General features: G+C 55.3%; 26 protein-coding genes, 1 tRNA gene and 1 pseudogene. 25 read left to right on the top strand and 3 right to left on the bottom strand.

Features of this window, described 5'->3' with window-relative positions; genetic code table 11:
- Positions 1-90 precede the first annotated feature (90 nt).
- From IT084_RS03390 to IT084_RS03340, 11 genes are all read left to right on the top strand, one after another.
- Positions 91-843: a DUF1614 domain-containing protein gene (locus IT084_RS03390; protein ID WP_195711122.1), complete on the top strand. Its 753-nt coding sequence runs from the start codon at positions 91-93 to the stop codon at positions 841-843.
- Complete coding sequence (spoIIP, locus tag IT084_RS03385; RefSeq protein ID WP_195711121.1) at positions 840-2,096, top strand: stage II sporulation protein P; 1,257 nt, start codon at positions 840-842, stop codon at positions 2,094-2,096. The genes IT084_RS03390 and spoIIP overlap by 4 nt, the downstream gene beginning before the upstream one ends.
- 187 nt (positions 2,097-2,283) lie before the next feature.
- Positions 2,284-3,174 (top strand): YIEGIA family protein, encoded by an 891-nt coding sequence (locus IT084_RS03380; RefSeq protein ID WP_395879355.1) that lies wholly within the window; start codon positions 2,284-2,286, stop codon positions 3,172-3,174.
- A 25-nt stretch (positions 3,175-3,199) separates the two neighbouring features.
- The gene (locus IT084_RS03375) at positions 3,200-3,388 is read left to right on the top strand and encodes a capping complex subunit for YIEGIA (protein ID WP_195711120.1); all 189 of its coding nucleotides are present in this window, start codon (positions 3,200-3,202) and stop codon (positions 3,386-3,388) included.
- A 22-nt stretch (positions 3,389-3,410) separates the two neighbouring features.
- Entirely contained in the window at positions 3,411-3,869 is a 459-nt protein-coding gene (locus IT084_RS03370; protein ID WP_195711119.1) for a DUF3189 family protein, read from the top strand.
- A 1-nt stretch (position 3,870) separates the two neighbouring features.
- Positions 3,871-4,314, top strand: coding sequence for a DUF3189 family protein (locus tag IT084_RS03365; RefSeq protein ID WP_195711118.1), 444 nt, complete (start codon positions 3,871-3,873; stop codon positions 4,312-4,314).
- Positions 4,315-4,405: 91 nt separating this feature from the next.
- Positions 4,406-5,752: a DUF512 domain-containing protein gene (locus IT084_RS03360; RefSeq protein WP_195711116.1), complete on the top strand. Its 1,347-nt coding sequence runs from the start codon at positions 4,406-4,408 to the stop codon at positions 5,750-5,752.
- A 2-nt stretch (positions 5,753-5,754) separates the two neighbouring features.
- Positions 5,755-7,068 carry a ribosome biogenesis GTPase Der gene (gene der / locus IT084_RS03355; RefSeq protein ID WP_195711114.1) on the top strand — a complete coding sequence of 438 codons (1,314 nt, stop codon included), beginning with the start codon at positions 5,755-5,757 and terminating at the stop codon, positions 7,066-7,068.
- Positions 7,069-7,091: 23 nt separating this feature from the next.
- A complete protein-coding gene (plsY, locus tag IT084_RS03350; protein WP_195711411.1) occupies positions 7,092-7,682 on the top strand; it encodes a glycerol-3-phosphate 1-O-acyltransferase PlsY in 591 nt (196 codons plus the stop codon).
- Between the two features lie 2 nt (positions 7,683-7,684).
- Complete coding sequence (locus tag IT084_RS03345) at positions 7,685-8,746, top strand: NAD(P)H-dependent glycerol-3-phosphate dehydrogenase (protein WP_195711112.1); 1,062 nt, start codon at positions 7,685-7,687, stop codon at positions 8,744-8,746.
- A gap of 19 nt (positions 8,747-8,765) precedes the next feature.
- The gene (locus IT084_RS03340; protein WP_195711110.1) at positions 8,766-9,308 is read left to right on the top strand and encodes a gamma carbonic anhydrase family protein; all 543 of its coding nucleotides are present in this window, start codon (positions 8,766-8,768) and stop codon (positions 9,306-9,308) included.
- A 193-nt stretch (positions 9,309-9,501) separates the two neighbouring features.
- On the opposite strand, the gene IT084_RS03335 is transcribed toward IT084_RS03340, so the two are convergent.
- The gene (locus tag IT084_RS03335) at positions 9,502-10,143 is read right to left on the bottom strand and encodes a C40 family peptidase (protein WP_195711108.1); all 642 of its coding nucleotides are present in this window, start codon (positions 10,141-10,143) and stop codon (positions 9,502-9,504) included.
- 337 nt (positions 10,144-10,480) lie between these two features.
- Here IT084_RS03335 and spoIVA point away from each other — a divergent pair, with 337 nt between their 5' ends.
- The 9 genes from spoIVA to IT084_RS03290 all read left to right on the top strand — a co-directional run bounded on the left by spoIVA (position 10,481) and on the right by IT084_RS03290 (position 20,279).
- Positions 10,481-11,962 (top strand): stage IV sporulation protein A, encoded by a 1,482-nt coding sequence (gene spoIVA / locus IT084_RS03330; RefSeq protein ID WP_195711106.1) that lies wholly within the window; start codon positions 10,481-10,483, stop codon positions 11,960-11,962.
- 194 nt (positions 11,963-12,156) lie between these two features.
- Positions 12,157-12,600: an ACT domain-containing protein gene (locus IT084_RS03325; protein WP_195711104.1), complete on the top strand. Its 444-nt coding sequence runs from the start codon at positions 12,157-12,159 to the stop codon at positions 12,598-12,600.
- A gap of 24 nt (positions 12,601-12,624) precedes the next feature.
- Complete coding sequence (locus IT084_RS03320; protein ID WP_195711102.1) at positions 12,625-13,914, top strand: homoserine dehydrogenase; 1,290 nt, start codon at positions 12,625-12,627, stop codon at positions 13,912-13,914.
- A 4-nt stretch (positions 13,915-13,918) separates the two neighbouring features.
- Positions 13,919-14,821, top strand: a complete 903-nt coding sequence (gene thrB / locus IT084_RS03315; RefSeq protein WP_195711100.1) for a homoserine kinase — start codon at positions 13,919-13,921, stop codon at positions 14,819-14,821.
- 15 nt (positions 14,822-14,836) lie between these two features.
- Complete coding sequence (locus tag IT084_RS03310; protein WP_195711098.1) at positions 14,837-16,072, top strand: aspartate kinase; 1,236 nt, start codon at positions 14,837-14,839, stop codon at positions 16,070-16,072.
- A 29-nt stretch (positions 16,073-16,101) separates the two neighbouring features.
- Positions 16,102-17,313, top strand: a complete 1,212-nt coding sequence (locus IT084_RS03305) for a cofactor-independent phosphoglycerate mutase (RefSeq protein ID WP_195711096.1) — start codon at positions 16,102-16,104, stop codon at positions 17,311-17,313.
- Between the two features lie 234 nt (positions 17,314-17,547).
- Positions 17,548-17,886 (top strand): hypothetical protein, encoded by a 339-nt coding sequence (locus tag IT084_RS03300; RefSeq protein ID WP_195711094.1) that lies wholly within the window; start codon positions 17,548-17,550, stop codon positions 17,884-17,886.
- Between the two features lie 94 nt (positions 17,887-17,980).
- Entirely contained in the window at positions 17,981-18,751 is a 771-nt protein-coding gene (locus tag IT084_RS03295; protein ID WP_195711092.1) for a LysM peptidoglycan-binding domain-containing protein, read from the top strand.
- A 118-nt stretch (positions 18,752-18,869) separates the two neighbouring features.
- Positions 18,870-20,279: an RtcB family protein gene (locus tag IT084_RS03290; RefSeq protein WP_195711090.1), complete on the top strand. Its 1,410-nt coding sequence runs from the start codon at positions 18,870-18,872 to the stop codon at positions 20,277-20,279.
- A 6-nt stretch (positions 20,280-20,285) separates the two neighbouring features.
- Here IT084_RS03290 and IT084_RS03285 read toward each other — a convergent pair.
- Positions 20,286-20,921 (bottom strand): annotated as a pseudogene (locus tag IT084_RS03285) (DUF362 domain-containing protein); the annotation flags it as partial.
- Between the two features lie 86 nt (positions 20,922-21,007).
- Here IT084_RS03285 and IT084_RS03280 point away from each other — a divergent pair.
- A tRNA-Val gene (locus IT084_RS03280) sits at positions 21,008-21,082 on the top strand.
- Positions 21,083-21,141: 59 nt separating this feature from the next.
- Here the strand turns inward: IT084_RS03280 and IT084_RS03275 are convergent.
- Complete coding sequence (locus tag IT084_RS03275; protein WP_195711088.1) at positions 21,142-21,858, bottom strand: 2-phosphosulfolactate phosphatase; 717 nt, start codon at positions 21,856-21,858, stop codon at positions 21,142-21,144.
- A 135-nt stretch (positions 21,859-21,993) separates the two neighbouring features.
- On the opposite strand from IT084_RS03275, the gene IT084_RS18965 reads away from it, so the two are divergent.
- The 4 genes from IT084_RS18965 to IT084_RS03255 all read left to right on the top strand — a co-directional run bounded on the left by IT084_RS18965 (position 21,994) and on the right by IT084_RS03255 (position 25,506).
- On the top strand, positions 21,994-22,146 hold the full coding sequence (locus IT084_RS18965) for a DUF1540 domain-containing protein (RefSeq protein WP_395879398.1): 153 nt from the start codon (positions 21,994-21,996) through the stop codon (positions 22,144-22,146).
- A 203-nt stretch (positions 22,147-22,349) separates the two neighbouring features.
- Positions 22,350-23,831, top strand: coding sequence for a DUF342 domain-containing protein (locus IT084_RS03265; protein ID WP_195711083.1), 1,482 nt, complete (start codon positions 22,350-22,352; stop codon positions 23,829-23,831).
- Positions 23,832-23,861: 30 nt separating this feature from the next.
- Positions 23,862-24,680: a flagellar motor protein MotB gene (locus IT084_RS03260; RefSeq protein ID WP_195711081.1), complete on the top strand. Its 819-nt coding sequence runs from the start codon at positions 23,862-23,864 to the stop codon at positions 24,678-24,680.
- Positions 24,681-24,720: 40 nt separating this feature from the next.
- A complete protein-coding gene (locus IT084_RS03255; RefSeq protein ID WP_195711079.1) occupies positions 24,721-25,506 on the top strand; it encodes a flagellar motor protein in 786 nt (261 codons plus the stop codon).
- Positions 25,507-25,536: the final 30 nt, after the last annotated feature.

Genomic DNA, 25,536 nt, shown 5'->3' with positions numbered 1-25,536 from the left:
CTCTTTTTTTTTGCATATTTGACCATTCGCGGGGAAAGCATAATTTTACGAGCAAAAAGTGATGATTAACTTCGCAAGGAGGAAGCAACAATGACGCAGTTACCGATCGGCATCATTATACTGATTGCGGTCTCCATCTTAATTTATTTCGGTCTGGCCCAGCGTGTGCTGGACCGGATGCGCCTTTCCGACCGGGCGGCGTTTGCGATTATCGCCCTGTTGATTGTGGGCAGCTTTATCGATATTCCACTGTCCCGGGGGCGCTACGATGTTTCTTTGAATGTCGGCGGGGCGCTGGTTCCAATCGGAGTTTCCATCTACCTGCTGTCCAAGGCCGGCACTCCCCGGGAATGGGGACGGGCCCTGGTCGGCGCGTTAATCACCGGCGCGGTTATTTACGGCGTCGGCTACTACATGGGACGGGGCGACGTGGAACCGGGCGGCCGCTTTTTCGGCTACCTGGACGCCCTGTGGGTTTACCCCATTATCGGGGGCCTGGTGGCGTATCTCGCCGGGCGTTCCCGGCGCTCGGCGTTTATAGCGGCCACGCTGGGGCTGGTGCTTGTTGATGTGGCTTACCTGGTCTGGCTGATTGCCACCGGCGCACCGGCGGGCACGGTGGCAATCGGCGGCGCCGGCGCTTTTGACGGGATCGTGCTGGCCGGCATCGTAGCCGTTCTGCTGGCCGAAATCATCGGTGAAACCAGGGAGAGAATTCAAGGGGGGCCGGCTTCGGAGGGCAGGCCGGGGGAATTGATGGAAGGGTTGCGCAAACCCGGCCCCGGTGAACCAGGCCCGGCTGAACCCGGAAGTGAACAAACTGGGGAGGGTGACCAACGGTGAAAAAAACTCGGTTTAGAATTGCCCTGGGCGCGGGACTGCTGGTTCTGGGAATTTCCCTTTTGGCGTATTACTCATTGACCCGCTCGTTTCACCCGGCCTGGTCGCCGGGCGGGCTGTGGAACAACGCGGCGGAGGCCGAGCATAACGATGGTCTGGAATACAGGATCACCGATGCCGGCAACAGGCTGCTGAGTAAAATGTCCCGCACCGTAACGGTGGGAGACGAACTGATAACCGACAAGGGCCGGCGCTACAGGGTTAAAGCCGTTGACGGTTATAACGCCCGGGCTGAATTTACCGGCATGGATCGCGAATTGCTGGCCTACATGGATGAATTTGAGCACGCGGTACTGCCGGTTGCCGGCCAGGCGGATTGGAAGAACAGGCCGGTGGCCATTTATCATACCCATAGCGCCGAATCATACGTGCCTACCGACGGCACCGAGAGCAAGCCCTACCATGGCGGCATTTTTGAGGTGGGGGACGCGCTGGCGGCGGAACTGCAAAAGAAAGGCGTTAAAGTACTGCATGACAAAACCCCGCATGAACCCCGGGACAGCAACGCTTACTACCGTTCCCGGCGCACCGTTGCCGGCTTGATGAAGAAAAACCCGGTTGCGCTGATTGACGTGCACCGGGATGGGATACCCGACCCCGATTATTACAGTAAAACAATCAACGGTGAGGGGGTAACCAGGGTCAGGCTGGTGGTGGGCAGGCAAAACCCCAAAATGCAGTCCAACATGGAATTTGCCAAAAGGGTGATGGCTTATGCCAATAAAGTGCACCCCGGCATTGTCAAGGAAATTTTCATCGCCCGGGGCAATTACAACCAGGACCTGATGTCTTCAGCCATGCTGGTTGAAGTGGGCACCCACACCAACTCCCGGGAGGCGGCTCAAAGGGGTGCGGCCATGTTTGCTGACGCGCTTCCCGGCGTGCTGGGCGTGGGCGGTAACGTGACGGCACCCGGAGGGTACGGCCCGGCATCGGGTACGCCCGCGGGCTGGAAAACCCTGGCCTGGATCATCGGGATCGCCCTTCTGGGGGGAGGCGCGTTCCTGCTCATCAGTTCGGGAAGCTGGCAAAAGGCCCGGGAAAGGCTGGGCAGTTACTGGGGTAGGGAATTTGCCGGTTTCATGGGCCCGTCTAAAAAGAAAATCATAACCCCCAAAGGTGATGTTGAAAAGTCACACAGCGAGGACGCCAGTGATGCCGCCAGAGAAAACCTGGAAAGAGTTAGAAACGATTAGTTATTGGATAGCCACCCATAGTGGCGGGCGATCGGCGTCTTTCTGGAGCGAACGAGCACCGGGTGTAGTGTTTAGATAGCAAACTACAACTGATATGGAGTTGTTCCGATGGGCGTATCATATCTGACAAGAGATGATACGCCCAACTTATGATGCTTCATATATCACCAAAGAGGTGTGACCCGGCTTGGAAGAGTACATGAAAATCATCCTTTCCGGTAGCCTAGCGGGCACTTTGGCCCGGCTGCTCTTGATCAGGCTGGATTACCGGCAATATCCGGGGTACCCGCATGGATACATCTCCCATCTTGCCCTGGGTGCGATCGCTTCGGCCCTGGGCGCAGTGGCCGTACCCGCCTTGTTAAATAAAGATTTCACCGCCTTCACCTTCCTGGCCCTGGCCGCCCAGCAATTCCGGGAGATCAGAAATATTGAACGGGAAACCTTGCAAAACCTCGAAGAAACAAGGTTGGAAAAAAGAGGCAAGGACTATATCGAAGGGATTGCCCGGACATTTGAGGCACGCAATTACCTGGTCATGATCACGGCTTTTCTAACCAGCGTTGCGGCGGTGCTGGGCGGTGTCATTGGAGCTGCTGTGGTGGCGGTAATCCTGATCTTTTTCAGCCTGACCTTTATGACCGGCGAGACCATTGGCGATATTTGCGAGGTAATACCCGGGGAAATCAATTTTAAAGGTTCATTGCTGCGCGTCAATGATATTGATTTTATGTCGGTGGGGTTGCCCGAAATGCGGGAAAAAATAAAAAAAGAAGCGCTTGGGGTTATGATCAAGCCCAAGGATGACAATGCCAGGGCAACTTTGCACGATATGGGGCAGCGCATGGCCATTGCCCACACCGCCGCGGTGATTATGGGCAGTAAAAAGGATGTCGACATACCGGAGTTTACGCCGCTGGTGCGCAAGAACCCGGATACCGGAGCAGTAGCCCTGTACATTATGCCCATCGAAAAAGACTTGGAATCGCTCATTTTGGCGGTCAAACGTACACCCGTGCTGGAAAGCGCCCGGGTCAGGCCGCTGAAAACCCAGGCCGGGCGCATGGCCGCCGATTAAAAAACAGCCAAGGGGGCTAACCAAATTGGGTGAGCGGGAAAAAGGGATCCTGGCCGTGGTTACAACAGATAAAAACAAAGTAACCGGCGCCGTACCCATCTTTATTGCCGAAGACGAAGCGGAAAAAGAAAAAGTGGCATTATTTCTGGCCAAAACTCTGGATGCCATGGTGCATGACCTGGAAAACGGCTGCTATTTTATCGTCAAACATTAGTCAAACATTAAAGGTGATTTTCTTGAAAATTATCTACCATTGTTATGGAGGCACTCATTCTTCAGTGACGGCCGCGGCCGCCCACCTGGGCATGTTGCCCCTGCACCGGGCGCCGAGCGCCGGGGAATTGCTGGCCATCCCTTATTTTGATAAAAGGGATAATGCCGACCACGGCGTGATAACCCTGATGGGAGTTGACGAGTGTGGAAACGAGATCTGCTTTGTGGGTCAAAGGGGAGCCTCCAGGATGCTGGAAAACCTTGTCCACGGGCTGGCCCGGCATTTTGATATCCCTTCCGGAGAATACAAACTCGTTAATGTTTTGAACAAGGTAAACACCAGCATGCGAATCGGCGGCACGATGTCGCGCCGGTTCAAGTGGATCAACGCGGGACGCCCGCTGGTGGCCTGGGGTACCGTGCGTGCGTACGACAAAATCATCAAGCTGGTCCGCCTGGTGAGGGCGCGGGAGTGCCGTTAAGATGAAACGGGTGATCTATTATAATGATACCGGTTTTCCGTTCGCCGTGCTGGCGGCCGCTATCAGGAGCGGCCGGCTGCCCGCCGACCGGCCGCCCGGGCGGGGTGAAGTGAAAGAAGTACTGCTTTGTTACGGGCTCGGCGGGGGTGACGCCAGCGTTTACGATCTCGGCCGGGGCAGCGGCGATGAAAAATGCCTGGCGCTGTGGACAAAGGGTAACGGGGATATGGTGACCCGTGCGATTAACAGCTTTCTCGGGCTTTTTCACATCCATGACTACGAACTGGTTAGACTTAACTGCCGGAGGACGCCTTTACTTGGATTGGGGGTCTGGTTGAGCAGGTTTCCGGGGCTCAAGGCAGCCGGTTACTCCTTAATCCACCGGTGCGTAGCGAATGTTTACCGGGAATTGGCCGAGGCGGCCCGCCGGGGAACGGAACCTTAGCCCCGGCGGGCCCGCGCAGCAATGCTTGACTAAATCTGCCAGCTATCGGATAATGTAACGAGAACGTCATATTTTTGAGAGGAGGGTCCCCATGCGGGACCACGGGCTGATTATCGAAGCGGTTGACGGGGAGGGCATTGCCGGAGAACTGGGCCTGGAGCCCGGTGACGCGATCCTGCGGATCAACAACACCGGTGTATCCGACATTCTGGATTACCGGTTTTTAACCGCGGAAGAAAACCTTGAGGTACTGGTGCAAAAGACGAACGGCGAGCACTGGGTGCTGGAAATTGAAAAAGACTACGACGAGCCCCTGGGCATACGGTTTCGGGGCGGCGGCTGGGGGCGGACCCGCCGCTGCGGCAATAAATGTATTTTTTGTTTTGTAGATCAGATGCCGGGGCAAATGCGGTCAACGCTTTACGTCAAGGATGATGATTATCGCCTGTCCTTTGCCCAGGGCAATTTTATCACCTTAACCAATATAGGGCCGGGCGAACTGGAGCGTATCGCCCGCCTGCACCTGAGCCCGCTGTATATATCGGTACATACCACAAACCCCGAACTTCGCCGGGAAATGATGGGCAACCCGCAGGCGGGAAAAATTATGGAGCAACTGCGGTACCTGGCGGGCGCGGGTATTGAAATGCATACGCAGGTTGTGCTGTGCCCGGGAATCAATGACGGCGCGGAACTGGAGCGCACGGTCAGCGACCTGGCCGGCCTGTGGCCGGCGGTGCGCTCCCTGGCGGTGGTTCCGGTGGGCCTGACCGGTCACCGCCGGGGGCTGTACGGCCTGCGCCCCTATACCGGCGCGGAGGCCCGCCTGGTGGTTACCCGGGTGCACCAGTGGCAGGACTTGTTCGTGGCAAAATACGAATACCCGCTGGTGTTTGCGGGTGACGAATTTTACCTGCTGGCCCAAATTCCGGTTCCACCTGCGGAAAAATACGGCGGTTTTCCCCAGACCGAAAACGGGGTGGGGCTGGTGCGCCTTTTTTGGGATGAATGGAACGGCGTGCGTAAATGTCTCCCCGTCCGGGTGGACCGTCCAGTGCAGTGTTCCATTGTGACGGGAACGCTGGCCGCCGCCGTGCTCGGGCCGGTGGTGGCGGAATTGAACCGCATTTCCGGTGTTAACGCGGCATTGCATGTTCTGGAAAACAAGTTTTTCGGCAAAACTGTAACCGTAGCCGGTTTACTGACGGGAAAAGACCTGCTGGATGGCCTGGCCGGGCGGGACCTCGGAGAAAGGTTATATATCCCGAAGGTTATGCTGCGTGCCGGGGAGAAGGTATTTCTTGACGACATTAACGTGGACGAGCTGTCCGGGCGGCTCAAGGTGCCGGTAATACCGGTAAGCGGTCCGGGCGAGCTGGTTGCAAGTATACTATCCGGTACTGTAACTGGTGACTATTATGGAGAGATGGTGCGCTAAGCATGGGTAGACCGATTGTGGCTATCGTGGGCCGTCCCAACGTGGGCAAGTCCACGCTTTTCAACCGTATCGTGGGGGGCCAGGTGGCAATCGTGGAGGACGTGCCCGGTGTAACCAGGGACCGCCTTTATCAGGATGCGGAATGGAGCGGCCGCAAATTCACCCTGGTGGATACGGGAGGACTCGACTACCGGGAAGACGGCGAAATAGTTTCACATGTCCGCAAGCAGGCCGAAATCGCCATTGCCGAGGCGGACCTGGTGCTTTTCGTGGTGGATGCCCGGGCCGGCCTGACGGGCACCGATGAGGACGTGGCCCGGGTCTTGCGCCGTTCCGATAAACCTATTTTGCTGGTAGCCAATAAAGTGGAACACTTTGACAGAGTGCACGAGCTGTACGAATTTTTCGGACTGGGATTGGGTGACCCGGTTCCGGTTTCGGCGGCCCAGGGCATGAACACCGGGGAACTGCTGGATTTGATCGTGCAAAAATTGCCGCCGGCGGCGGAAGAGGATGAAGACGATGATGTCGTTAAAATTGCGGTCATCGGCCGCCCCAACGTGGGGAAGTCCTCGCTGGTGAATGCCATCCTGGGTGAACAAAGGGTCATTGTCAGCGATGTTCCGGGCACCACCCGGGATGCCATCGACACCTGCATCACCCGCCGGGATAAAAAATATTTGATTATTGATACCGCGGGAATCAGGCGGCGGAGCAAAATCGACCTGCCCACCGAAAAATACAGCGTCATTCGCTCGCTGCGGGCCGTGGACCGGAGCGATGTGGTGCTCGTGCTGATCGATGCCGTGGAAAAGCTGACCGAGCAGGACAAGCGCATTGCCGGGTACGCCCATGAAAAAGGCCGGGGTTCCATCCTGGTCGTCAACAAGTGGGATCTGGTGGAAAAGGACGACCGCACGGCCAACCGTTATATTGAGGAATTAAGAGACGGGCTCGGCTTTATGCAGTATGCTCCGGTATTATTTGTCAGCGCGCTTACCGGGCAACGGGTACAGCGGGTGCTGGAGCTGGTGGACTACGTCAGCGAACAGCAAAACATGCGCATTTCCACCGCCAACCTGAACGATTTAATCCGGGAATGCGTCCTGCACAACCCGCCCCCCCAGGAAAAGGGCAGGCGGATGAAAATATTCTACGCCACCCAGGCGGGAGTCAAGCCGCCCACGTTTTTTTTATTCGTCAACGAGCCGGAATTGATGCATTTTTCCTACCTGCGTTACCTGGAAAACCAGCTGCGGTCAGCCTACGGTTTCGAGGGCACCCCGATCAGGATCCTAACGCGCAGGAGAGAGTGAGGAGTGAAATCATCATGTCCCCAATGTCATTACTGGCCGTGGTTATCAGCTACCTGATTGGCTCAATACCCTTTGGATTCCTGCTGGCCCGGCTGCTTAAGGGCATTGACATCAGGGAGCACGGCAGCGGCAATATCGGCGCCACCAATGTTTGGCGCACCCTGGGCCCCGTGCCGGGCCTGGCCGTGCTGCTGCTGGACATGGGCAAGGGGGTGGCCGCGGTGATGTTGGGCCGGCAACTGGGCGGCGCGGAAACGGAACTGCTGGCCGCCCTGGGCGTGCTTTGCGGCCACAGCTGGCCCGTGTTCCTGTCTTTTCGGGGCGGTAAAATTATCGCCACCGGCGCCGGCGTCGTGCTGGCGGTTTCGCCTGTTACCGTCCTGGTGGCACTGGCGGTCTGGTTGATTACGGTGGGCATCAGTAGGTATGTATCCCTGGGGTCGATGCTGGCGGCGATCTCAGTGCCGGTAACCATGGCCGTGTTGAAAATGGGCGGCGCATATATTTTATTTGGCGTGTTACTTGCAATATTCGCAATTTACAAGCACCGGCCAAACATCAAGCGGATTATGGACGGCACGGAATTCAAGGTCGGGAAGGGCAGGCGTGATTAAATATGGCTGACAGGGAACAAGTCACCGTGCTTGGAGCGGGCAGCTGGGGAACAGCCCTGGCCTGCCACCTAGCCTGTAAGGGGCACCCGGTCAATTTGTGGGCCAGGCGGCGGGAACAGGCGGAAGAACTGTGTTTGAACCGGGAAAATAAGCGTTACCTGCCCGGGGTTGAACTGCCTCGAAATATCAACGTTACGGATGACCTGGAGCGGGCGCTGGCAGGATCGCGCGTCGTGGTTTTCAGCGTTCCCTCGCACTGCTTCCGGGCGGTATTGCAAGAAGTGCTGCCCCGCCTGGGGCCGGATTCTATTGTCATCAACACCGCCAAGGGCATTGAAGAAGATACCATGCTGAGAATGTCCGAGGTATTTGTCCAGGAAGCGGGCGAGAAGCGAACCGGTAATTACGCGGTGATCTCCGGTCCCAGCCACGCCGAGGAAGTGGCCTTGAAAATGCCCACCGCGGTGGTGGTGGCGTCGGTTTCCAGTCATACGGCGGCGCTGGCCCAGGATTTGTTCATGGGTGAAAGTTTTCGGGTATATACCAATCCGGACATCACCGGCGTGGAAATCGGCGGCGCCTTGAAAAATGTCATCGCGCTGGGCACCGGGATAGTGGACGGGCTTATCGGCAGCGACAACGCCACTGCCGCTTTAATGACCAGGGGATTGGCGGAAATAACCCGCCTGGGTATCGCCATGCACGCCAACCCGTTGACTTTTGCGGGACTGGCCGGTTTGGGGGATTTGATTGTCACCTGTACCAGCAGGCACAGCCGCAACCGCCGCGCCGGGGTTGAAATCGGGCGTGGTAAAACGCTGGAGCAGGCGCTGGCGGGGGTGAACATGGTGGTTGAGGGGGTGCGTACCACCAGGGCGGCGCGCGGCCTGGCCAGGCGGTGGAGCGTGGAGATGCCCATTACCGAGCAAATGTACCGGGTGCTGTTCCAGGGGTTGGACCCGGCGGTGGCGGTAAAAAATTTGATGTGCAGGGATAAGACGCGCGAAGTGGAGGAAGTGGCCCTGGCCAAAATTAAGTGGTGGATTGAGCGGGATCCAAAATAAATCATTGGGAGGTGTTTACATGAAGATTGTCGAGTTCAAGGGAAAGCGCCCCAGGGTTGCTCCGGGAGCTTTTGTCGCCCCCACCGCGGTGTTGATCGGTGACGTCGAGGTTGAAGCCGGGGCCAGCATCTGGTTCGGGGCGGTGCTCCGCGCCGATTTCGGTAAAATCAGGGTGGGCGGGAACTCCAGCGTGCAGGATAACGTGGTGGTCCACGTGCTGCCCGGCGGAGAAACCGTGATCGGTTCCAATGTAACCGTGGCTCATGGAGCGGTGCTGCATAACTGCAAAGTTGAAGACGGGGCCATCATCGGCATGAATGCCGTCATCCTGGACAACGCGGTGATCGGCTCGGAAGCGATGATTGCCGCCGGTTCCGTGGTCACCGACGGGATGCAGATCCCGCCCAGGCACCTGGCGGCGGGCGCACCGGCCAAGCCCAAGAAGGAAATCTCGGGCAACGCGCTGAACTGGGTGAAACAAAGCGCCCTGGCTTACCAACACCTGATGAATGCCTACCTGGAGGAAGGAACGGGAGTGGTGCGGGAAGAAAAAGACGAATAGACACGACACCCCACGCCGCAAAAATATTTTTCAAAAACAGGGGGCGGGCTACTTTTTCCTTTGAGAAAAGTTGCCCGCCCCCTGTTTATACTTCAGGAAAACATACCTGGCCATATTTATGGCCGGGGCTAAGGAATAAAGTGCCGAAAGGAGCGCGCCTTTCTTTTCAACTGGCGGATCTTTTAACTGGTTGTTAACGAATTAACCGGACGGCTCCCCGGTAGTTATGCGCGTAATACGACTCCTTCAGCGAGTTTATAATGACGCCCGTTTGGGGGGTGGAAGCGTGAATGAACATGCCGTCACCGACATAAACCCCGACGTGGTTGATCCCGGCACTACCGTAATAGCTGAAAAACACCAGGTCCCCTGGCGCCAACTCTTCACGGGCAATGCGGATGCCGCTTTGGAACTGGCTAGCCGCCGAGTGAGGCAGGTTTACTCCTACTTTTTGATAAACAAACTTTGTTAAACCGGAACAGTCAAAACTATTGGGGCCGCTTGCCCCGTAAGCGTAGCTTTTGCCCAAGAGCTCGTAGGCTGTTTTAATTACCAGCCGGACATCGCCGGTGTCCGCCCTGGAGGGAAGGCCGGCTTTTTGAGGTTTTGTTGTTGCTGTTGCCGGTGCCGGTGATGGTGCTGCCGGAATTTTTTCCTGCGGTGGAGTATATGAACTTGTATATAGAATTGTTTCTTTAAACAAAACCTGGCCGTCTTCGTCGACCACCGTAACCGGTCGCTGCACGGGTAGGGCCATAGCCCCGGTAGCAAAGGGAAAAACAAAGGACAAAAGGATTGTGAATATTAATATTATTGGAAATATTTTTCTACGCACCACGTTCTCCTTTCGTTAAAATTTTTGCCGTTTTTTTTTATTTCAACTTCAGTCTTCTTCAGTCTTCGACAATCGTTGCTCATTTTCCTGCTTGTTTGTCCAAGATTAAAAACATCATTTTGGGCATATACATTTTTATTTATTTTGTAATAATCATTAATCTCCTTCATATATATATATTGTTAATGTATGCCATTGGAAAAAAATTCTCGTGGACTAGGCCTGCACGAGTGGGAATATTTGAATGCCTTTCCTGCCGGTGGGGGGGATGCTAAGGTATGTATTAAACCTTTTAACCTATATATATTTTAAATTTTCCAAAGGAGGGAGTGCGTTCATGGAAAAAGTTGATATTTTCCGCGACATAGCGGAACGCACCGAAGGGGATATTTACCTGGGTGTAAGCGGCGGCGTCCGGACAGGTAAATCAACTTTTATCAAGCGGTTTATGGAGTTAATGGTCATACCCAATATAGAAAACGTGCATGAGCGGGAAAGGGCCAAAGATGAACTGCCCCAGAGCGGGAACGGAAAAACCATTATGACCACCGAGCCTAAATTTGTCCCCAACGAGGCGGTGGAAATTGAGATCAGCCCCAACCTGAAGGTGAAAGTGCGACTGGTTGATTGCGTGGGTTACCGGGTGGAGGGAGCACTGGGCTACGAGGATGAAGAGGGCAACCCGCGCATGGTTTCAACCCCCTGGTTTGATGAGCCGATTTCTTTTGAAGAGGCCGCGGAAACCGGCACCAGAAAGGTAATCAGCGAACATTCAACCATTGGGATTGTAGTTACCACGGATGGAACCACCACGGATATCCCCAGGGAAAATTTCATTCCCGCCGAGGAAAGGGTGGTTCAGGAGTTAAAGGAGATTAACAGGCCCTTCTTAATCGTTTTGAACAGCACCGCGCCGAATGATGAAGCAACCATTCAACTGGCGGACGAATTGACGGAAAAGTATGATGTGCCGGTAATCCCGGTCAACTGCGCCCAGATGAATCAGCAGGATATCCTGCAAATTCTGGAAAAAGCGTTGTTTGAATTCCCGGTTAATGAAGTTTCCATTACCATGCCGCTATGGGTGGAAGAGCTGGAATCCAGGCACTGGCTGCGGGAAAAATTTGATGCCGCGGTAAGGGAAACCGTACAACAGGTGCGGCGCCTGCGGGATATTGACGGCGCCGTGGAAAAACTTGGGGAATATGATATGGTGCAGCGGGTTGAACTGAATAATATGGATCTGGGTACTGGCACCGTCGCCATAGAAATAGCTTCCAAGCCGGACCTGTTTTACCGGGTGCTGTCGGAGGAAACCGGGTTTGAGCTGGAAGGAGATCACATGTTATTCAGATTGTTCAAGGAATTTGCCGTGGCCAAGCGCGAATACGACAAAATTGCGCCGGCCCTCATGGAATTAAAGGAAACAGGTTACGGGGTGGTCAATCCCGGTATTGAAGACATGCAATTGGAAGAGCCCGAGCTGATTCGCCAGGGCAGCAGGTTCGGTGTCAAGCTAAAAGCGAGCGCGCCGTCGATTCACATGATCAGGGCCAACATCAACACCGAAATCACCCCCATTATCGGCACGGAAAAGCAATGTGCGGAACTGGTGCGCTATATGTTGAATGAATTCGAAGAAAACCCGCAGAAGATCTGGCAATCCGAGATTTTCGGCAAATCGGTCAGTGACCTGGTCCGGGAAGGCATTCAAAACAAGCTGCAAAGAATGCCCGAAAACGCCCAGGCCAAATTGCAGGAAACGGTGCAACGTATTGTCAACGAGGGCAGCGGCGGGCTTATCTGCATTATTATTTAACAAATCGCAACAACGCGACACCTGTCGGCATCGCTTGCTGGGAACTACCGGTCCCTACAGCAAGCTTTTTTTTGGTGTAAAAAATGCAAACTGCCCTCAAAATATTGCCAATAACGCCGGGGTAGTGATATAATGTCTACCATGCATGGAATTATATCCGCGCATTGTGGACTGACCCGGGAGGTGCAACAAGGGTGGCGGGCAAGGAGCCGCGATTTTTTTTGGTCCAGGAAGACATTCTTCCCGAAGCGCTTCATAAAACCGTGCGGGCCAAGGAATTATTGATGAGCGGTGAAGCGGCCACCGTGGCCGAGGCGGTGGAAAAGGTGCAATTAAGCCGCAGCGCCTTTTACAAATATAAGGACAAGGTTTACCCGTTTCACCGGTGGAACCGGGATAAAACTGTCACCCTGGAGATTCAACTGGAACACCGCTCGGGTGTCTTATCGGCTGTTTTAAGCGGCATAGCGTCGGTCGGGGGCAACATTGTCACCATCAATCAAAACCTGCCGCAACAGGGTGTGGCCAACGCCACGGTCACCATCGAAACAGCCAACCTGAACTGCGACGTGGAAAAAATGCTGAACTTGCTGCGCAGCACCGTGGGGGTAAGGCAGGCTAAACTTCTGGGCGCGTGAAGCTGGACGAAAGGGGTTGAATTAATGTCGGACAGTATACAAATCGGCCTTTTAGGCCTGGGTACGGTGGGCAGGGGCGTATATCGCATTATCACCGGCAACGGGGAAAATATTAAGCGCAAGATAGGGGCCGGGCTGGAAATCAAGAAAATTTTAGTCAGGGACTTAAACAGGGATCGCGGCATCGATCTCGACCCCGGCAAGCTGACCACCAGAATTGAAGATATTCTGGAAGACCCGGAGATCAAAATCGTGGTGGAAGTGATGGGCGGAATCGAGCCCACCCTCGGCTATGTCAGCGCCGCCCTGGAGAAAGGCAAAAGCGTGGTTACCGCAAACAAGGATATGATTGCGACCTGCGGTAAACAACTTTTTGCGCTGGCCGAAGCAAATAGCGCCGATCTCCTGTTTGAAGCCAGCGTGGCCGGCGGCATACCCATCATCAGGCCGCTCAAGCAGTGCCTGGCGGCCAATCGAATCACGCAGGTCATCGGGATTATCAACGGCACAACCAATTACATGTTAAGTAAAATGACCGGTGAGGGATCGGATTTTGAAGACGTGCTGCGGGAAGCCCAGGCAAAAGGTTACGCCGAGGCGGACCCCGGTTCGGACATCGAAGGGTACGACGCGGCGCGCAAGCTGGCCATCCTGGCTTCCATAGCGTTCAACTCGCGAATTGTCCTGGATGATGTTTACGTTGAGGGGATTACCGGAATCACCGCCACCGATATTGCTTACGCCGGCGAGCTTAATTATACCATTAAGCTTTTGGCCATCGCCAAGGAGACGGACGAAGGGATCGAAGCAAGGGTGCACCCGACCCTGATTCCCGTGCATCACCCGCTGGCGGCGGTCAACGATGTTTATAACGCCATTTTCGTTACCGGCGACGCCGTGGGCGACACCATGTTTTACGGCCGGGGGGCGGGGGAAATGCCCACCGCCAGCGCCGTTGTCGCGGACATCATGGACGCCGCCCGGGACCTGCTGCGCAACGTGCCGGGCATCATTTCCTGCACTTGCTACGAGGAAAAGCCGGTCAAGGATATGGGGGCGGTGGAAAGCCGGTATTATATCCGCCTGCAGGTGTCCGACAGGCCCGGCGTGCTGGCCTCCATCGCCTATGCTTTCGGAGACAAGGAGGTCAGCCTGGCTTCGGTGCTGCAAAAGCAAACCGATACCGTAACGGCGGAAATAGTGCTCGTTACCCACAAGGTGCGGGAAAAGAACATGCGGGAGGCGCTGGAAATCATTAAACATCTCTCTTCCGTGAAAGAGGTTTCCAATGTGATTCGTGTGGAGGGTGAATAAACCCGTGATCAGAGTGCAGGTTCCTGCTACCGCCGCCAATCTCGGCCCGGGGTTTGATTGCCTGGGCCTGGCCCTGGAGCTGTATAACACGGTGGAGTTCGGCAGAATCCCCCGCGGCCTGGTCATAGAAATAGAAGGGGAAGGCGCTGAAGGGTTGCCGCGGGATGAAAGCAATCTGGTGTACAAAGCCGCCCGCAAAGTGTTTGAGCGCTCCGGGCGCGTCCCGGAGGGGCTGAGGATCAAGCTGGTCAACGGCATCCCGGTGGGCCGGGGCCTGGGCAGCAGCGCCTCCGCCGTTATCGGGGGCATCATTGCGGCGAACATCATGTGCGGCGCCGGGTTGAGCCCGCGGGAAATACTGGCCCTGGCCTGTTCCCTGGAGGGACACCCGGATAATATCGCCCCGGCGCTGCTGGGCGGTTTGATCATTTATACCGCCGTTGAAGGGGAAATCAGCTGGACCAAAGTGGATTTACCCCCGGGGTTGAAAGCGGTTGTGGCAGTGCCGGACTTTATCCTGAGCACCAGGGACGCCAGGGAAAACCTGCCTCACATGGTGACTTTGCGGGACGCCGTGTTCAATATCAGCAGGGCGGCGCTGCTGGTGGCCGCTATCCAGAAGGGCGACCTTTCCGTGCTGGGTACGGCCATGGATGATAAATTGCACCAGCCTTACCGCGCGGGGCTGATTCCCGGGTTCAAAAAGGTGATCTCGGCGGCCAGGCTGGCCGGCGCCCGGGGGGTGGCCCTGAGCGGCTCGGGACCGTCTCTGATCGCCCTGGCCGACAGTAATTTTAATTTAATCGCCAAAGTAATGAAAGAAACCTTCCGGGAAAGCGGCGTCAAGGCCCGTTGCATGATCCTGGCGCCCAGCCCGGTGGGAGCAAGAGCACTGGAAGTACTATAAGGGGTGGAAAGAAACATGTTGATTGTACAAAAATATGGCGGCACATCGGTGGGAGACGCCTCCCGGATTAAAAACGTGGCCCGGCGGGTCGTGCAAAAGCAGCGGGAGGGCAACCGGATGGTGGTGGTGGTTTCCGCCATGGGCGACACCACCGACGACCTGATCCGGCTTTCCCGGGAAATAACCGACAATCCCTCACCCAGGGAGATGGATATGCTGCTGTCCACCGGCGAGCAGGTATCCATAGCTTTGCTGGCCATGGCCATCAAGAACCTGGGGGCCGGGGTCATTTCGCTGACCGGGCCGCAGGCGGGCATCAAGACCGATGACATATATTCCAAGGCGCGCATTACAGATATTGACAACACGCGGCTAAGGGCCGAGCTGGATGAAGGTAAAATTGTGGTGGTGGCCGGCTTCCAGGGTATCAACGAACACAACGATATCACCACGCTGGGGCGGGGCGGTTCCGACACCACCGCCGTGGCCCTGGCGGCCGCGCTGCAGGCCGACCTGTGCGAGATTTTCACGGACGTCGACGGGGTTTATACCACCGACCCCAGAGTGGTTCCCGAAGCGCGCAAACTGGAATCCATCACCTACGATGAAATGCTGGAACTGGCCCACCTGGGCGCGGCGGTACTGCACCCCCGGGCCGTTGAGTGCGCCAAGTTGTACGGTATACCGTTGCACGTCCGGAGCAGTTTCAACGACAATCCGGGCACCATCGTAAAGGAGGAAGGCGAAATGGAGAAGGGTTTGTTTGTCACCGGAGTCACCTGCAATAAAAACGTGGCCAAGCTGGGCATTTTCGGCGTGCCCGACCAGCCCGGCATCGCTTACATGGTGTTTAAAATGCTGGCCGATAATAATATTAACGTGGACATGATCGTGCAAAGTTCCATGCGCGAGGGCGTCAATGACATTTCGTTTACCGTGGCCCAGGATGACCTGCGCAAATCCCTGGAAACCATCGAGGAAATCATCAGGGTGGTGGGGGCGAACGGTTACACCCACGACGCTCACGTGGCCATGGTTTCCGTGGTGGGGGCCGGCATGACCCAAAACCCCGGCGTGGCGGCGATGATGTTCGGCGCCCTGGCGGATGAAAATATCAATATTGAGATGATTTCCACCTCGGACATTAAGATTTCTTGTATCGTCAAGAACAGCGAGGCGGAAAAGGCGGTCAAGGTGTTGCACAAAAAGTTCGGGCTGGAGAAGGCCGGGCACTGCAACTGCTGCGCTTGAAGCGCGCGCCCGCAAACGGAGGTGGTCAGGTGAAATATATCGTTATTGTCGGGGACGGGATGGCCGATTATCCCCGCCCCGAATTAAACAACCGGACGCCGCTGCAGTATGCCCGGACCCCCAACATGGACTTGCTGGCCGCCCGGGGGGAAGTGGGCCTGGTGAAAACCGTGCCGGACGGTTTCCAGCCGGGCAGCGACGTGGCCAACCTTTCGGTGCTGGGCTACGCCCCGGAAAAATACTACACCGGGCGCTCGCCGCTGGAGGCGGTGAGCATGGGGGTGACCCTGGGCGACCGGGATGTGGCCTTTCGTTGTAACCTGGTGACGCTGTCGGGTGAGGAAAATTACGCGGATAAACAAATGATCGACTACAGCGCGGGCGAAATCACAAGCTCGGAGGCGCGCGAGCTGATCGGCGCTGTGGAAGCGGAACTGGGCGACGGGGAAAGACAGTTTTACCCGGGGATCAGCTACCGCCACCTGATGGTCTGGCGGGGAGGGCCGGAAGAAACGGTTTTGACCCCGCCCCACGATATTTCGGGCCGTGTGGTTGGGGAATATCTGCCCCGGGGCGAGGGCGGGGACGTATTACTTGGCATCATGCAGCAAAGTTACGGCATATTAAAGGACCACCCGGTCAACCGTTCCCGCGTCCAAAGGGGCCTGTGCCCGGCCAATTCGGTGTGGCTGTGGGGCCAGGGCAAAAAGCCATCACTGCCGCCGTTCAAGGAGTTGTACGGGCTGGAAGGTGCAGTCATTTCCGCGGTGGACCTGATCATGGGCATCGGCATCTGTGCGGGGCTCAAGGTGGTAACGGTGCCCGGCGCCACGGGCAACATCCACACCAACTTTAAAGGCAAGGCCGAGGCCGCGCTGGGGGCGCTCCGGGAAGGGGCGGATTTTGTCTACCTGCACGTGGAGGCTCCGGACGAGGCCGGCCACCACGGCGACACTGAAACCAAGGTCAGGGCCATCGAAGAAATAGACCGCCAGGTGCTGGGTACGTTACTGGACGGACTGGGCGAATTTAAGGCCTACCGGATTATGCTGCTGCCGGATCACCCGACGCCGCTCAGCATCAAAACCCATACACCCGAGCCGGTGCCTTTTGCCCTGCTGGACAGCGGGAAACAGGTCTTCACAGATAGAACTTATTGCGAGTCAACAGCGGCTGCCGCCGGGATTGCGCTGGCGAACGGCCCCGCGCTGATGCGCAGGTTTCTCGGAATCGATCAATGATTAAATACCGGCATTAAAAGTGATTTATTGCAAAATTACATACCACAGTTACAGGCGATCCGGCGGACTTACTACAAGCATCACCGGCCTCAAGGGTAAAATTGCGAAACGAACGATTGATGCCACCGGATCGCCAGATTTTTATCCCCCTGGTGCTGGCGGCGGTTATCCTCGTGGTTTACTCCTACCTGCTATACAAGCGCCTGCAGTCATAAATGAAAGGAGGGAAGTAACATGGAACAGAGCTTCAGCAGCAAGCGGCCTTTATTCAACCAGTTCCGGGACTGGTTTATCGAAGAGGTGAACCGGCACACCCGCAATCAGGTCAAAGACCCGTTCATGCCCTGGCGGGACGTGGGCGGTGAAGAAACACGGGAGAAGATCATTGAATCGTTCATGCGACTACTGGAAACACGTTACGGCTTTCGCCCGGTATTCAAGGAGCGGCTGAACACGCTGGACGGCTCAGTGGAAAGCGTGGTCATCCGGATTTACCATGTATTTTCAACCATGCTCCTGGTGGACCATATCAACGAAAAAATGTATAAACCGGGGGAAAACAAGCCGCACTGATTTTTTTCCAAAATTTACTCCTTGGCCATTTAACCGGTAAGCTTGTATAATGTAACCGACAACTTAAAGCCAAGGAGGGTATGTTACCGACAGCATGAGTAAATACATCAAGGGAAAGCTATTTTTTTTGCTGCTGATACCGGCGCTGGTGCTGGTGTTTCCAGCGGTTACCATGGCGCAAGTGCACACGGTCAGCCGGGGCGATACCATTTATAAAATCAGCAACTGGTATGGAGTGGACCAGTTTGCCCTGCGCTACACCAACAATCTTTGGTCGGATCAAATCACCCCCGGCCAGAAAATCGTCATCCCTTTCAAGTATACCGTGCAAAAGGGTGACACATTATATTTAATCGGTAAAAAATTCGGCGTCGATTACAGCCGGATCAGGCAGGCCAACCGGCTCGGCAGCAACGTCATTTATCCGGGCCAGGTTCTTTACATACCATCCAATTCTAGAACGGGCGGGTATGTCCCGGTCAGCAGGGGAGGCGGAATCAGCGCTTACGACTTTGATTTGCTGGCCCGCATTATTACCGCCGAAGCCGACTCGGAGTCATACGAAACCCAGGTGGCCGTGGGTGCGGTGGTTTTAAACCGGGTGGACAGCCCCCTGTTTCCCAACACCATCCGGGGGGTTGTATACCAGGTGGACGAGACGGGTAGATACCAGTTTGAACCCGTGCTCAACGGCTGGATCAACAACCCCGCCAGCGAATCGGGCAGGCGGGCCGCGATGGACGCTTTGAACGGCTGGGACCCCACAAACGGAGCCCTGTACTTCTTTGAATCATGGGTGCCGAATAAATTCTTGCAATCCCGCCCGGTCAGCAGAATTTTGGATTCTTTTACTTTTACCTGGTAAAACTTAATATAAACGAAACCGCCTGCGGGCGGTTTTTTATCATTTTTTCTTTGCGCCGCGCCGGAAGAACATTACAATAAATGAGGAAACAAAACAGTTTGAAGGCAGGGTTGGAACAATGAAAAACATGATCGAGTCCTGCGGGGTGAACCGCTATATCATCCGGCAAAGGGACAAAATGCGGGTGGATGTAAATATCTATTTAAGCGCCGCCTTACTCCGGTATATAGAAGATGAAGCAATTCAACAGCTGGTCAACGGGGCTTGCCTGCCCGGGGTGTGCCACCCGGTGATCGGCCTGCCGGATATTCATACCGGGTTCGGCCTGCCCATCGGTGGAGTAATGGCCACCTGTGGTGATGAAGGTGCGGTTTCCGCCGGGGCGGTGGGTATGGATATCAATTGCGGGGTGCGGCTATTGGTGGGCAACTGGACCCGGCATGAAATAAACCGTGATTTTTTAAAGCGATACACCCAACAGATCGAAGAACTGGTACCCTGCGGCGTGGGGAAAAAATCAAAACATGCCGAACTGGATATTGAAGCCGTATTGGTTGGCGGCGCCGCCGAACTGATTCGGCGGGGGTATGGATACCGGGGCGAGGAACAATATATCGAGGAGTGCGGGTGCATGGCCGGAGCCGATCCCGGCGCGTTGAGCAAAAAGGCCCTTTCTCGAACCGGCCAACTGTCCACCCTGGGCGGGGGCAACCATTTTATTGAGCTGGGTTACGTGGCCGAAGTTTACGACCGGGAGGCCGCGCGGGATTTCGGGTTGTCCCGGGACGCCGTTACCGTTATGATCCATACGGGCAGCAGGGGGCTGGGCCACCAGGTCTGCACCGACTACAGCCAAATCATGGTCAACGCCGCGGCAAAATACGGTATCCAACTGCCGGCAAAGGGTTTAGCCTGCGTTCCCGCGGGTTCGCCGGAGGGCCAAAAATATTTCGGGGCCATGCGCAGCGCGGTTAATTTCGCTTTTGCCAACCGCCAGCTGATCGCCTTTGATGCGCGCATGGCCCTGGAAAAAATTGCGGGAAGCAAGTGGACTTTACGCACCGTTTATGATGTGGCCCACAACATAGCCAAGTACGAAGACCACTTCAGGCGCACCATACTGGTGCACCGGAAGGGGGCCACCAGGGCTCTGCCCTCGCTGCACCCGGACAACCCGCCCGTTTACCGGCAAACAGGGCACCCGGCGATTATTCCGGGTAGCATGGGTTCGGATTCGTACGTGGTTGTGGGTACGGACCTGGCCCGGGAAACCCTTTGTTCCGTCAACCACGGGGCGGGCAGGGTACTTTCCCGGCGGGAGGCCAGAAAAACCGTATCCCGGGAGGATTTCAGGAAATCCATGGAAGGCGTTGTGTTTAACGAAGGCAACCTGGGCAAACTGCTGGACGAAGCGCCCCAGGCCTACAAGCCCATCAGCCAGGTGGTCGAGACGCTGGTTGAGGCCGGCATCACCAAAAAAGTCGCCAGGATAGCGCCGCTGGCCGTGATCAAGGGCGAAGACGATTAACGGGATTTAAATTTTGACCAGCTGGTATTTTCTGGTACCAAGCCCCATCTGTTCGCCATAGGACAACTGCACCGACCAGTCCACATTATTGTGCAGGGCGGCGAATTTATCCTCTACACCGGGATTTTCCCCCAGGCGGGAACCGCTCAGCGCTTTCTCGCCGTTGACCAGGTCGATGCAGGCCTGGTCCAGGGCCACGGGGTCAAGGGAGGCGGCTATGCCGATATCCCGGACGATGGGGGCGTCGTTATAAGTGCAGCAGTCGCATTCCGGAGATACGTTCATGATGAACGAGATATGTGCGGCTTTGTTTTGCTTGTTTTTCAACACGCCCATGGTATACTCCACAATTTTTTCCTGCAACGCGCCGGGCGTCGTCTTCCAGTTGATTTTAATCGCTCCCTCCGGGCAGGTGACTGTGCATTCGCCGCAGCCCCAGCACACCTTCTCATCAATGGCGGCATGCTCCTTGACGTTGATGGCGGCGGCGGGACACCACTCGGTGCACATGCCGCAGGCGATGCATTTACCGGCATTGACTTTGGGCAATACATCGGAATGCATCATCTGCTTGGCGCTGCGGCAGCCCAGGCCCATGCCCAGATTTTTCAACACGCCGCCGAAACCTGTCAGCTCATGACCTTAAAAATGCAATTGCAATAAAATAAAAACCAATAATTTTTCCTTGCAATAGCAAAGATAATGTGATAAACTATAAAATGTTTAACGGGGCTATAGCTCAGCGGGAGAGCGCTTGACTCACATTCAAGAGGTCGCTGGTTCGAAACCAGCTAGCCCCACCAGTAAAACCCGATGGGGCTTTGATTCCGGCACAGTTATGCCGGAATTTTTTTGTGCCCGTTTAGGGGACATAAATATGATCGTGCATAAAAACCGGGGCTATATTGAACTTGTTGAGCTGCGCGCACCAGCGCAGGTCATCCTCGCACTCCAAGGCCAGCAGCCTTTGACCGTGCCGGCTGTCCAGCAGGCCGCCCAGCGGGTCGTTGCCGTAAAAGATGGACAGCCTGTATGCGGCCATGGCCAAGTCGTCCATGGGCGGGGTTTCGCCTGTAGCGCGGATCAATTCGGCTAGAACGAACCCCGCGCCCAGGGCGTCTTCCAGGGAAAAAGCGCCACCCGTACCGGCGCAGACCAGCAAAATGTCCCGCCCTTCCTTCAAGGCCGCCAGCGCGGCCGCCCGGGCATTGAGCAAGGAGCCGGTCAGTACTCTGGCGGCGCCGGAGGCCATTTGGATGGCTCCTGTTCCGTTGGAGGTGGTGAGTACAAGGGCCTCACTTTCCTTCCCGTCGCCGGGCCAGAATTCAAGCGGGGAATTGCCGTGCGGAAACCCCGGTATCTTTCTCCCGCCGCGCTCTCCGGCCAGCGCGTAACCATGCTTGTGGGCAAGCGCCAGCGCCGCGCTTTCCTCCGCAACCGGATAAATACGCCGGTAACCCGCCGCCAGGGCCGTTACAATGGTACTGGTGGCGCGCAAAACATCAAAAACCACCGCGGTGGTTCCCTCGAACACGTCACGATCAGCCGCGGCGGCAACGGGTATTAGTTTAACATGCATTGGAATCACTCCGGCAATTAAAATCTGTAACCGACTTCTCTGTATAATAATATTCTGCTGACTTATATTAATAATTACAATATTTTTTTCGGTAACCGGCGAATACCGGTTTAATTTTGGAGAACCGGGGTGCTGATGATGTACAGGATCAATTGTTTTATCGAAGAGTGTCGCTTTAACAACAATATGAAATGCAACGCGCCGAGGGTTCAGGTTAAACTGGGGGGCACCCGTTCTACGCGGGCGGCCGATCGGGCATTTTGTCAGCATTTCAGACCGGTACCTTAATGGTATAACATGCGCATTTTCAGTTCCTCAAGTACAGTACCGTTTTCGCCGATATTTCAATTAGGAAGCCAAAAAGGCTCCGGTTCCGCATTTAGATATTATCATTCCGGGTGAAAATAGGCCGTATATTTGCAGGATATGAACACTATTTGTAGAAAATTATACTACTTTATAAACCTTATACCAGAAGCGGGGGTGGCGGCATGAGTGATTCGGACGGTAGTGTAACCCTGGTAATCACGGATGACAAATTAAAGGCGATGATCACCATTAGAGAGGTGGAATCTTTAAACGAAAGCGTTTTGCACGACCTGCTGCGGGAAAAAGGCATTAAATACGGCGTTAATCAACAATTGATCAATGAACTACTCAGCAGCCCGCGCAGGGGCACGTTTTTGATCGCCGAAGGCAAGCCCCCCAGGGAAGGCCGGGACGGGTATGTTGAATACCTGTTTACAAGCCGGGCCCCCGCCGCGCATTTACAGGATGAAAAAAATATTGATTTTCGTGAAATTTTTAATGTCCCGTCGGTAAGCGCCAATACCGTGCTGGCGGTATATCACCCCATGGTCAAGGGGGAAGACGGCATTACGGTTACCGGTCAGGTTATCCCGGCCCGCAAAGTTGTGGAGTTGTCGTTAAGGGCGGGCAAGGGAGCTTCCCTGGCGCCGGACGGTAAAGCGGTGAGCAGCGCCGTTAACGGGCGCCCCTGGGTAAAAAAACAGGGCAGAAGCGTAATCGTGGGTGTGGATGCCGTTTACCAGCATGAAGGCGACGTTGACATCAAGTCGGGCAATTTGCGCTTCCATGGCGATGTTTTTGTCACGGGAAACGTTACTGAAAACATGATCGTGGATGTAACGGGCAACCTGAAAGTGGCCGGGTTTGTTTCCCGCTCCACCATTAATGTCGGGGGCAACCTGGAAGTAATGAAGGTGATTACCGCCGGCAAGATCACCGCCGGCGGCATGATAGCATCTTTCAGCGATATAGAGAACAGGCTGCGGGAAATTGACCAGGCGGTGCGCAACCTGGACGTTGCAGCGGCGCAGTTTCTAAGCAAGCTGAAGGATAATAACCGTCATGTCGAGTACGGCCAGGTGATTATGGCCTTGCTGGATAAAAAATTCATACATTTCAACAAACAGGTTCAGGATTTTTGTGATTTAGTAAAAAAGCAAAGCCAGAACCCGCCCGAAGAATTGCAGAAAGTTGCCTGGGCATTAAGCGACATTACCGGAATCAAGGCATTATCATTAAAAAACCTGGAAGGTATTAAAAAGAGCCTGGAAAATGCGATCAACTACTTTGACTTGTCGGATCGCAAACCATCCCACGTCATAGTAAACAGCGTGTGGAATTCGGAAGTGACGGCCACCGGCAACATTAAAATCACCGGGCAGGGGGCGTTTAATTCCAGGTTGCATGCTTGCGGCGCCGTTGATATCAAGGGCGTGTTCAGGGGCGGGGAAATATATGCCCGGGGCAATATCACGGTGGGTGAAATAGGGGGCCCCATGGGCGTCAGGACGCTCGCCCGCACCGAAGAGGGCAGCGTAATCAAGGCTAAAATAGTGTATAACGGGTCGGTGTTGCAAATTGGCCCCCGTGTATTTACCGCCAACGAAGATTACAGCATGGTGCGGGCAAGAATCAATGAAGACGGAGACATTGTTTTGTTTTAATTGGTTAGTTAATATTTAAGGGGTAGTGCAATGATCCAAAGACGCGCCAGGATGAAAAAATCAAAACCGAACCACGAGCGCTGGTTAATCACCTATGCCGATTTAATTACGCTGCTGATGATCTTTTTTATTGTCATGTACGCTTTAAGCAAGGTTGACGTAGCCAAGTTCAAGACCCTGGCCGAATCGCTGGCCGCGGTTTTCGGCGCCGGCGGCATGGTGCTGGAAAGCCCGGGGCCGGCGGTGGTGCCGGGCAGCCCGCCGGAACAGGTACAGGATGTGGTAGAGCAAGCGCAGCTGAACCAGTTAAAGGAGAGGCTGGAAAATTACATAAATGAAAACGGCCTTTCCGCCCGGATATCGGTAACCACGGAAGAGAGGGGTATTGTTTTAAGTTTCCAGGAAGATGTGCTTTTTGAATCCGGCTCCGCCCGGCTCACACCGCAGGCAAGGGAAATCCTGGGCAAAGTGGCGCCGATCCTGAAGGATACCCCTAATTATATCCGCATCGAGGGGCATACGGATAACTTGCCGATTCATACTGCTGAATTCCCCTCCAACTGGGAATTGTCCGCGGCAAGGGCCACCAACGTGGTGCAGGAACTCATCAACCAGCACCGGTTCACACCGCAAAAATTATCCGCCGCGGCATACGGCGAATACAGGCCCGCCGTACCCAACGACAGCGATTATCACCGCCAGCTAAACCGCCGGGTGAACCTGGTGATATTGAGAAGCAAGTTTGCCGACGCCGAACCGCAAGCCGCCGGTAAGGCGGGAGACAATGGCGGGGAGACGAATATCCGCGGGGAAACCGCCCCGCTGGCTGCCCCTTTAAGCACACATTAAATAAAGGTTTTAATATTAGGACAAAGGAATGATCTACCAAATGGATTTAGCGACAATTATCGGTTTTGTGGTGGGCGTGTGTTCTTTAATTGCCGGGTTTGTGTGGGAAGGCGGCCACCTGGGCGCGCTGTTTCAACCCAGCGCCGCACTGATTGTTTTCGGCGGGACCATTGGCGCAACCATGTTCAGCTTTGCCCCCCAGGATTTGAAAGTTGTGCCCCAACTGATCATGCTGGCCCTGCGCAACAAACCTTACGACACCGCCAAGGCAATTGAAGACATTGTAGCCATGGCCGAAGAAGCCAGGCGGGAGGGGTTGTTGCACCTGGAAAACCGCCTGCCGGAAATTGATGACCCCTATCTAAAAAAAGGCCTGCAGCTGGTGATCGACGGCACCGATCCGGAACTGGTCAAGAATATTTTGGAAGTGGAGATATACACCATTGAGGAGCGCCACCACATCGGGAGCAGCATTTTTGAGGCGGCGGGGGGCTACGCCCCGACCATGGGCATCATCGGCACGGTGATGGGGCTGGTGCACGTGCTGGGCAGCATCACCAGCCCGGAAAACCTGGGACCCGCCATCGCCGTCGCCTTTATGGCCACGTTGTACGGCGTGGGCAGCGCCAACGTGCTCTGGCTGCCCCTGGCCTCCAAGTTGTCAAACATCAGTCAAAAGGAAATCCTGTTGAAACAGTTGATGATGGAGGGCATTGTGTCTCTGCAGGCCGGGTATAACCCCATTTTAATCAGGGAGCGGCTGGTGGCTTATCTTAACCCGTCGGCCCGCAACCGCAGTGGTGAAGAAGAGGAAGAAATGGAATGAACCAAAATTTAAATTTGATGGGAGGAGTTT

Origin of the sequence: Desulfallas sp. Bu1-1, from assembly GCF_015594625.1 — a bacterium.
Lineage (GTDB): Bacteria > Bacillota > Desulfotomaculia > Desulfotomaculales > Desulfallaceae > JADNRQ01.
The sequence above is the reverse complement of the archived record's forward strand: the minus strand, read 5'-3'. Positions and strand labels throughout refer to the sequence as shown.

Bases quoted from the DNA above. Each gene is read 5' to 3' on its own strand.
- IT084_RS03390 (WP_195711122.1), top strand. From the start codon at position 91: ATGACGCAGTTACCGATCGGCATCATTATACTGATTGCGGTCTCCATC.
- IT084_RS03365 (WP_195711118.1), top strand. From the start codon at position 3,871: ATGAAACGGGTGATCTATTATAATGATACCGGTTTTCCGTTCGCCGTG.
- IT084_RS03360 (WP_195711116.1), top strand. From the start codon at position 4,406: ATGCGGGACCACGGGCTGATTATCGAAGCGGTTGACGGGGAGGGCATT.
- der (WP_195711114.1), top strand. From the start codon at position 5,755: ATGGGTAGACCGATTGTGGCTATCGTGGGCCGTCCCAACGTGGGCAAG.
- plsY (WP_195711411.1), top strand. From the start codon at position 7,092: ATGTCATTACTGGCCGTGGTTATCAGCTACCTGATTGGCTCAATACCC.
- IT084_RS03345 (WP_195711112.1), top strand. From the start codon at position 7,685: ATGGCTGACAGGGAACAAGTCACCGTGCTTGGAGCGGGCAGCTGGGGA.
- IT084_RS03340 (WP_195711110.1), top strand. From the start codon at position 8,766: ATGAAGATTGTCGAGTTCAAGGGAAAGCGCCCCAGGGTTGCTCCGGGA.
- spoIVA (WP_195711106.1), top strand. From the start codon at position 10,481: ATGGAAAAAGTTGATATTTTCCGCGACATAGCGGAACGCACCGAAGGG.
- IT084_RS03320 (WP_195711102.1), top strand. From the start codon at position 12,625: ATGTCGGACAGTATACAAATCGGCCTTTTAGGCCTGGGTACGGTGGGC.
- IT084_RS03310 (WP_195711098.1), top strand. From the start codon at position 14,837: ATGTTGATTGTACAAAAATATGGCGGCACATCGGTGGGAGACGCCTCC.
- IT084_RS03300 (WP_195711094.1), top strand. From the start codon at position 17,548: ATGGAACAGAGCTTCAGCAGCAAGCGGCCTTTATTCAACCAGTTCCGG.
- IT084_RS03295 (WP_195711092.1), top strand. From the start codon at position 17,981: ATGAGTAAATACATCAAGGGAAAGCTATTTTTTTTGCTGCTGATACCG.
- IT084_RS03290 (WP_195711090.1), top strand. From the start codon at position 18,870: ATGAAAAACATGATCGAGTCCTGCGGGGTGAACCGCTATATCATCCGG.
- IT084_RS03275 (WP_195711088.1), bottom strand. From the start codon at position 21,858: ATGCATGTTAAACTAATACCCGTTGCCGCCGCGGCTGATCGTGACGTG.
- IT084_RS18965 (WP_395879398.1), top strand. From the start codon at position 21,994: ATGATGTACAGGATCAATTGTTTTATCGAAGAGTGTCGCTTTAACAAC.
- IT084_RS03265 (WP_195711083.1), top strand. From the start codon at position 22,350: ATGAGTGATTCGGACGGTAGTGTAACCCTGGTAATCACGGATGACAAA.
- IT084_RS03260 (WP_195711081.1), top strand. From the start codon at position 23,862: ATGATCCAAAGACGCGCCAGGATGAAAAAATCAAAACCGAACCACGAG.
- IT084_RS03255 (WP_195711079.1), top strand. From the start codon at position 24,721: ATGGATTTAGCGACAATTATCGGTTTTGTGGTGGGCGTGTGTTCTTTA.